This window comes from Litorisediminicola beolgyonensis, assembly GCF_042679605.1.
Taxonomy (GTDB): domain Bacteria; phylum Pseudomonadota; class Alphaproteobacteria; order Rhodobacterales; family Rhodobacteraceae; genus Litorisediminicola; species Litorisediminicola beolgyonensis.
Window position 1 is genome coordinate 171,053 of the sequence record NZ_JBHTMU010000003.1, and the last position, 8,907, is coordinate 179,959.

Below are 8,907 nucleotides of genomic sequence, written 5' to 3' on the forward strand. Positions count from 1 at the left end.
GGGCGCCTATTCCGCCGCTTTCAGGCGGAAGCCCTGTTCGATCTGGTCCGACGGCTCCACCGGGTATTCGCCCGAGAAGCAGGCGTCGCAATATTGCGGACAGGAGGCGTCGCGGCCCTTGGCCTCGCCCACGGCCCGGTAGAGCCCGTCGAGCGAGATGAAGCGCAGGCTGTCGACGGCGAGATGTTCGCGCATCTCCTCTTCGGACATCGTCGCGGCCAGGAGCTTTTCGCGCTGCGGCGTGTCGACGCCGTAAAAGCAAGGCCAGGCCGTGGGCGGGCTCGCGATGCGGAAATGCACCTCGGCCGCGCCGGCGTCGAGGATCATCTCCTTGATCTTGCGGCTGGTGGTGCCGCGCACGACCGAGTCGTCCACGAGGATCACCCGCTTGCCCTCGATGAGCGCGCGGTTGACGTTGAGCTTGAGGCGCACGCCCATGTTGCGGATCTGCTCGGTCGGCTCGATGAAGGTGCGGCCCATATACTGGTTGCGCACGATGCCCATGCCGTAGGGAATGCCTGACTCATGCGCGAAGCCGATGGCGGCGGGGGTGCCGCTGTCGGGCACCGGGCAGACGAGATCGGCATCCACCGGCGCCTCGCGGGCCAGCTCCACGCCGATCTGGCGGCGGGTCTCGTAGACCGACCGACCGCCGATGATCGAATCGGGGCGCGAGAAATAGACATGCTCGAAGATGCAGAAGCGCGGGCGCTGCGGGCGGAACGGCCGCTGGCTCTCGACGCCTTTCTCGGCGGTGATCACGACCATCTCGCCCGGCTCGATCTCGCGCACGAACTCGGCGCCGATGATGTCGAGCGCGCAGGTCTCGGAGGCAAGCGCCCAGCCGTCGCCGATCTTGCCGAGACAGAGCGGGCGGACGCCCAGCGGATCGCGCACCCCGATGAGCTTGGTGCGGGTCATGGCGATGACCGAGAACGCGCCCTCGACACGCCGCAGCGCATCCTCCATCCGCGCGGGGATGTCGCGCTGGAGCGAGCGGGCCATCAGGTGGATGATGCATTCGCTGTCCGACGAGCTCTGGAAGATCGAGCCGCGCTCGATCAGCTCGCGGCGGAGCGCGTTGGCATTGGTGATATTGCCGTTATGGGCGATGGCGGCGCCGCCCATGGAGAACTCGCCGAAGAAGGGCTGCACGTCGCGGATCTGGGTCTGGCCCTTCGATCCGGCGGTCGAGTAGCGCACATGGCCGATGGCCAGTTCGCCCGGCAGGGTCTGCATCAGCGATTGCGAGGTGAAGTTGTCGCGGACATAGCCGAAGCGGCGGGCCGAGTTGAAGCCCTGTCCTGGATCGTAGGAGACGATGCCCCCCGCCTCCTGGCCGCGATGCTGGAGCGCGTGCAGCCCGAGGGCCACGAAATTCGCCGCATCGGCCACGCCGACGACGCCGAAAATTCCGCACTCCTCCTTGAGCTTGTCGTCATCCGCATCGAGTGCGTCGAAATCGAACGGGTGGGCAGGAGGCATTTTGCGCGTCATCGGGCGGCAGCTCCGAATGCTGGGGACGAGTCGAGCCCCTCATAAGGGTTCGTCACAGGCGTGTCACGAAGTCAGATAGTCGGCTGTGCTGCGATGCAACAGGGGCGTGACGCGGGGTCGCGCCACGCGCACCTCAATTGCCGGTCGGTGCGGGCTCGGGCGCCGCCGGATCGGCGGGCGCTTCGCAGATGCCGACAAGCTCTTCGTACTGGGTGGTGATCCAGCCGAGCGCCTGGTCGGGGTTCTGCTCTTCGATCCGGTCGGTGAATTGCGAGAAGACCGCCGCGGAGCGGCTGTCCTCGATCATCGGGATGTCCTGGGCGGTGATCACCGTCTCGTAGACGAAGAAGGCGATGGCCACGAGAAGGATGCCGCGGGCGACGCCGAAGAGGAAACCCAGACCCTGATCGAGACCGCCCAGTGCCGAGCGCTGCACGATGCTGGAGAAGAGCGGGGTGAAGAGCGACACCACGATCAGCGCCACCGCGAAGACGATCGCGAAGGCGGCGATGATCGACAGCTCGCAGCTGTCGTTGAGGAACTGGCCGATCACCGGCAGCTCCTTGACCAGCGGCTGAACCTGATCGGCGAAGAGGAAGGCCAGGAACGCTGCGGCGACCCAGCCGACAATGGCCATGAGCTCGCGCACGAGGCCGCGGGAATAGGCGAGAAGCGCCGAGACCACGATCACCAGCGCGACGACGCCGTCGACGACAGTAAACCCTTCCATGACCGCTCTGCCTTCTCTTCGTCCCGGGCGCGCTTATCCGGCGCCGAAAATGCTGCCTACGACCGATGCCAGATCGCCCATTTCGGTGAGCGTCAGCCCCGATGTGTCGCGCGCCGATCCGCCAGCGGGCACGATCGCGCGTGTAAAACCAAGTTTCTGCGCTTCCTTCAACCGGTTTTCGGCCTGCGCCACCGGGCGCAGCGCTCCTGATAGGCTGATTTCCCCGAAAACGACAGTCTCGGGCGGAAGTGCGCTGTCCTCGCGCGCCGAGAGTAGCGCCGCCGCCACAGCGAGATCCGCTGCCGGTTCGGTGATGCGCATGCCGCCCGCGACGTTGAGATAGACATCGAGACCGGTGAAGGGGATGCCGCAGCGCGCCTCGAGCACGGCGAGGATCATCGCAAGCCGCCCGCCATCCCAGCCGACGACCGAGCGGCGCGGCTGGCTGTGGGGCGTGGGCGCCACCAGCGCCTGAAATTCGCAGAGAACCGGACGGGTGCCCTCGATTCCCGCGAAGACCGCGGAGCCGGGCGCGGGCGTGCCGCGCTCCGACAGGAACAGCGCCGAGGGGTTGCCGACCTGGCTCAGGCCCGCGCCGGTCATCTCGAAGACGCCGATCTCGTCGGCGGGACCGAAGCGGTTCTTCACCGCGCGCAGGATGCGGAACTGGTGGCCGCGCTCGCCCTCGAAATAGAGCACGGTGTCGACCATGTGCTCGACCACGCGGGGACCGGCGATCTGGCCTTCCTTGGTGACATGACCCACGAGGATCACCGAACAGCCGCGCCGCTTGGCGAAGGTGGTCAGCTCATGGGCGGCGGCGCGCACCTGGCTGACGCTGCCGGGCGCGCTGTCGACATTGTCGGCCCACATGGTCTGGATCGAGTCGATGATCACCAGCTCGGGCTTTTCGGCATCGAGGGTGGTGAGGATGTCGCGCAGGTTCGTCTCGGCGGCGAGCTGCACCTGCGCGTCCCTGAGGCCCAGCCGTTGCGCGCGCATCCGGACCTGGGCCGAGGCTTCCTCGCCGCTGGCATAGATCACCTTGAGACCGGCGCCCGCGAAGGCCGCGGCGGCCTGCAGAAGGAGCGTGGATTTGCCGATGCCGGGATCGCCGCCCACCAGCACCGCCGAGCCGGGAACGAGGCCGCCGCCCAGCACGCGGTCCAGTTCCGAGAGACCCGAGGAGGTGCGCGGCGGCGGTGGCTCGTCGATCCCGAGATCGGACAGCGCCACGGCGCGTCCCCGGGCCTTGCCGAGGCTCTTGGCAGCGGGGCCCGACGAGGAGAGCGGGCGTTCTTCGTGAATGGTATTCCACGCGCCGCAGGCGTCGCAGCGGCCGGACCATTTCGAGGTGACGTTGCCGCAAGCGGTGCAGGCGAATTGGGGGGCGGATTTGGCCATGCATCGCTTTTGGCGCGAAGCCGCGCCGCCCGCAAGCGCGAGCGGCGCGGCTCTGTTATTCGGCAGCGCGCTCCAGCGACAGCGGCGTGACCTTGTCGTTCGCGGCAGCGGCGGCAACCGATGCGGCGACGCGGAGGGGCGGCTCGGCCTGAGGGGCCTTGGCGGGGTGTTCTATTTCGATTTCCGGCGTCTCGGTGCGGTGGGTCTCCGCCTCCTGGCGCAGCATCTCTTCGGTGTCAGCGGGCAGCTCCGGCAGGATCGATGTCAGCTCGTCGCAGAGACGCGCAAGCTGGGCATCCGCGACGGCCTCTTCGATCTCGACCTTGTCGATCCAGACCCGAAGCTCGGAGGTGACAAGCTTGGCGCGGTCGATCCGCGAGGTGAAAGCCTCGATCTCGTGCTGGCGCTGCAAGAGGAAATCCTTGGCGCGCGCGACGTTCTGGTCGGAGTAGACGGTCGCAAGCTCGCGCGACAGGTGGCTCATCTGCGCCGCGACCTCGATCACCGAGGGCTCGAGCGCGCCCAGATCGGGATGCTCGCGCAGGAAGGCGATGCGTTCGCGAACGGAATCGAACTCGGAGCGGAGATTGAAGAGTCCCTTGCGGTCGGCGGCATGCGCGGCGTGATAGGCCTTGGCGACATCCTGCATCCCGATGTGGAAGGAGCGGTGGGACTTCTCCAGCGCCATCATGCGCCCGTTCGCGGGCAGGTAGAAACAGAGGCTGAGCGCGAGGACCGCGAGCGCGATCTGAACCGCGATCCCGGCCTGCGGGAACACGGTGCCACCGAAGGACAGCGGCATCGACAGCCACGGGGCATAGCCCAGGGCCGAGGCCATGGTGTAGCCGACAAGGCCGATTGTTGCGGTGACGATGAGAACCAAAGCGACGTACTGCATGACCGAGCGCAGCAGGAGCAGGACTGAGCGGATATCCTGGGTCATGGGGGCAATCTCCGAGAAATTATTAGTCGTGAACAAACCAATTAGTCCAATTTCAGAATCTTACAGTATTTTTGGCAAAATTTCGCCGAAAACTTTCCTGCTGCGCGGCAGCGCTGGACATTTCCCTTTGTTTTATTGGGTGAGAGCGCCGAATCTCACCTGTCAGATTTGGCTGACGCCCCAGAGGCCCGCGATGGCGGCAAGGCCCAAGACGTGGACAGCATCGATCCAGATCGCGCGCCGTCCCGGCAGGATCGCGGTGGTCAGAAACACCGCCGACAGAAGCCCGGGCACGATCCATCCGCCGCCCATGGCGACGGTTCGCGCCACCGTCTGGACCCAAGCCCCCGCAAGCCCCATCGAGGAGGCGAGGATGCCGGATGCGAGGATCAGCGACGCGAGGCACACCAGCGCCGCGACACCGCGCGAGGCGCCCTTGGCCAGAAGCGTCCGCAGGAGCGCCAGGATCCCGAGCGCGGGCAGCCAGGCCAAGCGCTTGGCGAAGATCAGTGCGACAAGGATCGGGTCCGGCTGGAACTGCATCGCGGGGCCCCTTCGAGCGGTCTAACCGCCAACATAGCGCCGGGCGTAGCGGTTCCCCAAAGAGGTGAGGATTTCATAGCCGATCGTCCCGGCCCAATCGGCCAGGGTGTCGATGGACTGGTGCCGCCCCAGAAGCTCGACGCTTTCGGGCGCGCGCGGGCAGGCGGTCACTTCGATGCCGATCAGGTCCATCGAGATGCGCCCGAGGATCTTGCAGCGTGTCTCACCCGCGTAGACATGACCTTCGGGCCCCATGGCGCGGATGATGCCGTCGGCATAGCCTGCTGCGATGGTCGCGACGCGGGTCGGAGCCTCGGCCGTCCAGGAATTTCCGTAGCCCACGGTCTCGCCGGGGGCGACGTCGCGGATCTGGATGACGGGGATGTCGAGCTGCGCGACCGGCTGGGCATCGACGAAGGGCAGACCGCCGTAAAGCCCGATCCCCGGCCGCGCGAGGTCGAAATGGTAGTCGCGCCCCAGGAGGATGCCGCCCGTCGCCGAAAGCGAGCGCGGCGCGGCGATGCCGTCGGTCATCTCGCGGAAGGCGCGGAGCTGCTGCGCGTTCATCGGATGGTCGGGCTCGTCGGCGCAGGCGAGGTGGCTCATCACCACGCGCGGGCTTTGCTCGAGCGCGATCTCGCGCAGCGCCTCCCATTCCCCGACCTCCATGCCGAGCCGGTTCATGCCCGAATCGAGCTGGATGCCGAAGGGATGGCCGGGCAGCGTCTCGACATGGCGCAGCATCTGGTCGATGGAGTTCAGCATCGGCACCAGCCGTGCCTCGGCGATGATCGGCGCGTCGCCCTCCATATGGCCGGAAAAGACGCAGATCTCGATGCCGTCGCCAAGCGCGCGGCGGAGCGCCAGACCCTCTTCGGCCAGGGCCACGAAGAAGCGGCGCACGCCGTCGCGGGCGAGCTTCCTGGCGATGCGTGCGGCGCCGAGACCGTAGGCATCGGCCTTGACCACGGCGGCGGTTTCGCCGGAATTCATGGCCGCGAGGTTGCGCCAGTTGGTGGCGAGCGCGCCGAGATCGACGGTGAGAATCGGGCAGGTCATGGCCGCAAACGTCGCGGGATTTCCCGCTACGTCAAGCGCTTCCGCGTCCCATCTTGCGCCGGACCTTGGCGAGCCGCTCCAGAAACGCGCCGATCACCGCCGGCTCGAACACGAGACCGGGGCCGAAGCGGATGCCGAGGTTGTTGAGGTTCTCGATGGCCAGAGACCGCGCGGCGCGGGAGAACCCGCCGGGCGCGTCCTCTTCCAGCGTGCCGTTCACGGTGAGCGTGTCGAAGCCGAAGGAATTGGAGAAGAGAAACCACAGGCTCTCGGAATGCATGACGAGGTCGGGCGCGGCCTCGGTGGTCTCGAGCGTTCCGCGCGCCGGGTCCACGCGCCAGGTTGTCCCGGTATCGTCGAGCCGGATGGCGATGGGCTGAAAGACGCGGATCGGGCTCAGAACCTGCGCAAGCCGCATGCTCGGGCGGGAATTGTTGCGACCGACCCGGTCGACCCAGCCGGAGAAGGCGGCCCGAAGCGCGTCTTCCGACTTGGTCTCGTAGGTCATCAGCGGGACATCGCGGGCATAGACCTCGGCCCACCAGGCGATGGCAGCGTCGCTCGCAGCCCTGTCTGGAGTGCCGTTCGTCACGTCTCCGGGCTTCATCACCTGAACCGCGAAAGGCGCGCCCTCGAAGGCCGCGACCACGTCTTCGGGCCGGTTCGCCGCATCGTTCAGATAGTGGTTCCGCTCATGGGCGAAGCTGACGAAGCTGGCAAAGGGGATCACGAGGCCCGGCTCGAGGATCTCGGTCTGCACGCGGATATTGGCGAGCTTTTCCTGCGCCGCTTCCTCGCGCCAGGCGCGGTTCTCGCGCCCGCCTTTCCACGCGGCATAGCTGAACTGGGTCAGGAGGATGTCGCAGGTCCCGACCGCGTCGCGCACCTCGCGGGCCCGCTCTTCGGTGCCGATATTGCAGTCGTTGAGATTGAGGATATGCCGCCCGCCCGCGCGCACCGACAGGAGCGAATCGTAGAACTCGTCCTTGAGGCAGGTGACGGACATGTCCGGCAGCGCATGCTCGGTGCCGAAGGCCAGCTCCGTCAGCGGCAGGCCCTGGCCGCGCAGGAAATCCGCGACCCGCTGGTCGGCGATCTTCTGGAACAGGAACGCGATGCCGCGCTCCTTCAGAAGCGGCCCCCAGCGCTTGAAGAACCCGATGGAGAAGTGATCCGGGTGCTCGTGGCTGATCCAGATATGGGTCACGCGGTGGAGAAGCGCCTCGATCTCGGGCTCGGGCGTCTCGTGGAGGAGCCGCCAGCCCTTGTGAAAGGCGGGGCCGGAATACCAGGGGTCGGTCAGCAGTGCTGTGCCGCCTTCGCGGATCAGGACGGACGCGTGGTTGACGAACTCGATCTCGGGCATGGGCTCTCCTTGTCGCGGCCCCTTTCTGGCGTCAGTGCCGCCGCGATGCAACGCGGCTTGCGGCTGAGGCGCGGCGCGGCGTAAGCCTGCGGATGATGGAGAGACGAGAGAGTGAGACACGCGGGCCCCTTGGCCGGGACTGGACGCGCTTCGCGCTGGCGCTGGAGTTCCTGACCCGGCTGCCGCTCCTGCCGGGCACCGCCTATGACCCGGTGTTCTTCGCGCAGAGCCCGCGCTTCTACCCGGCAGTGGGGCTGGTGGTGGGGATGCTGTCGGCGCTGACCTTCTGGGGTGCGGCGCAGATCTGGGCGGCACCCGTGGCCGCGGTCCTCGCGCTCGGCGCCGGGGTCTGGGTGACGGGCGGCCTGCACGAGGACGGTCTTGCCGATTGCGCCGACGGTCTTGGAGGCGGGCAGAGCCGGGAGCGGGCGCTCGAGATCATGCGCGACAGCCGGATCGGTGCCTATGGCGTTCTGGCGCTGGTGTTCGCCCTGGGGCTGCGGGCGGTCGTGCTTGGCGGCGCGACGCCTGCGGTCGGCGCGGCGGCGCTGGTCCTGGCGGCGGTGGTGGGGCGGCTCGCGATGGTGCTGGCGATCTGGCGGCTCGACTATGCCCGCGCGGGATCGGCCAAGTTCGCGGTGCCCGAGGCGGGCGGGCGGTCGCTGATCCATGGCGGCGCGGTTCTGGTCCTGGTGATGGCGCTGGCCGGGCCGGTGCTCGGGGGCGGCCTCTGGACCGGTCTGGCGCTCGGGGGCGCCGCGGCGCTCTGGATGGCATGGCGGCTCAAGGCGCGGCTTGGCGGCTATACCGGCGACGGATTGGGCGCGATCTGCGTCCTGGCGGAGAGCTTCTGCCTGCTGGGGGTCCTCGCGTGGGTGTGACGCTTCTGCGCCACACGACACCCGAGGTCGCGGCGGGCACCTGCTACGGCCGGACCGATCTGGCGCTACCGCAGGGGTTCGAGGCAGAGGCCGACGCGGCGCTGGCGCGGCTCGCGCGCCCCTCGGAAGTGATCTCGTCACCGCTCACGCGCTGCCGCCGTCTGGCTGAGCGCGCGGCGGCGCGGTTCGGGGTGCGGCTGCGGCTCGTGCCGGGCTGGATCGAGATGGATTTCGGCCGCTGGGAGGGCCGCGCCTGGGACGCGATCCCGCGGGCCGAGCTCGATGCCTGGGCGGCGGATTTCCACGGCTTCGCGGGCCATGGCGGCGAGAGCGTTGCGGAACTGGCCGCGCGGATATCGGGCGCGCTTGCGGCGGCGCCCGATGCGGCACTGGTGGTCACCCATGCGGGCTGCATCAAGGCCGCGCTCGTCGCGGCGGGCGATCCGGCCGGCTGGGACGCGCGGCCTGGCTTTGGTGAGGCGCG

Annotated in this window: 9 protein-coding genes; 2 read left to right on the forward strand and 7 right to left on the reverse strand. The window is 68.1% G+C overall.

Annotation, left to right across the window (positions count from 1 at the left end):
- Window positions 1-6: 6 nt before the first annotated feature.
- From purF to ACFQ4E_RS03165, 7 genes are all read right to left on the reverse strand, one after another.
- A complete protein-coding gene (gene purF / locus ACFQ4E_RS03135; RefSeq protein WP_386801472.1) occupies window positions 7-1,485 on the reverse strand; it encodes an amidophosphoribosyltransferase in 1,479 nt (492 codons plus the stop codon).
- A 145-nt stretch (window positions 1,486-1,630) separates the two neighbouring features.
- Window positions 1,631-2,227, reverse strand: a complete 597-nt coding sequence (locus tag ACFQ4E_RS03140) for a CvpA family protein (protein ID WP_386801463.1) — start codon at window positions 2,225-2,227, stop codon at window positions 1,631-1,633.
- Between the two features lie 33 nt (window positions 2,228-2,260).
- The gene (gene radA / locus ACFQ4E_RS03145; RefSeq protein ID WP_386801464.1) at window positions 2,261-3,631 is read right to left on the reverse strand and encodes a DNA repair protein RadA; all 1,371 of its coding nucleotides are present in this window, start codon (window positions 3,629-3,631) and stop codon (window positions 2,261-2,263) included.
- A gap of 55 nt (window positions 3,632-3,686) precedes the next feature.
- Complete coding sequence (locus ACFQ4E_RS03150) at window positions 3,687-4,574, reverse strand: DNA repair protein (protein WP_386801465.1); 888 nt, start codon at window positions 4,572-4,574, stop codon at window positions 3,687-3,689.
- A gap of 162 nt (window positions 4,575-4,736) precedes the next feature.
- On the reverse strand, window positions 4,737-5,117 hold the full coding sequence (locus ACFQ4E_RS03155; RefSeq protein ID WP_386801466.1) for a hypothetical protein: 381 nt from the start codon (window positions 5,115-5,117) through the stop codon (window positions 4,737-4,739).
- Window positions 5,118-5,138: 21 nt separating this feature from the next.
- Window positions 5,139-6,176, reverse strand: coding sequence for an alanine racemase (alr, locus tag ACFQ4E_RS03160; protein WP_386801467.1), 1,038 nt, complete (start codon window positions 6,174-6,176; stop codon window positions 5,139-5,141).
- Between the two features lie 31 nt (window positions 6,177-6,207).
- A complete protein-coding gene (locus tag ACFQ4E_RS03165) occupies window positions 6,208-7,542 on the reverse strand; it encodes an MBL fold metallo-hydrolase (RefSeq protein ID WP_386801468.1) in 1,335 nt (444 codons plus the stop codon).
- A 92-nt stretch (window positions 7,543-7,634) separates the two neighbouring features.
- Here ACFQ4E_RS03165 and ACFQ4E_RS03170 point away from each other — a divergent pair, with 92 nt between their 5' ends.
- Window positions 7,635-8,423: an adenosylcobinamide-GDP ribazoletransferase gene (locus ACFQ4E_RS03170; protein ID WP_386801469.1), complete on the forward strand. Its 789-nt coding sequence runs from the start codon at window positions 7,635-7,637 to the stop codon at window positions 8,421-8,423.
- The coding region (locus ACFQ4E_RS03175; RefSeq protein ID WP_386801470.1) for a histidine phosphatase family protein at window positions 8,414-8,907 on the forward strand (494 nt) is incomplete at its 3' end. The genes ACFQ4E_RS03170 and ACFQ4E_RS03175, both read left to right, overlap by 10 nt.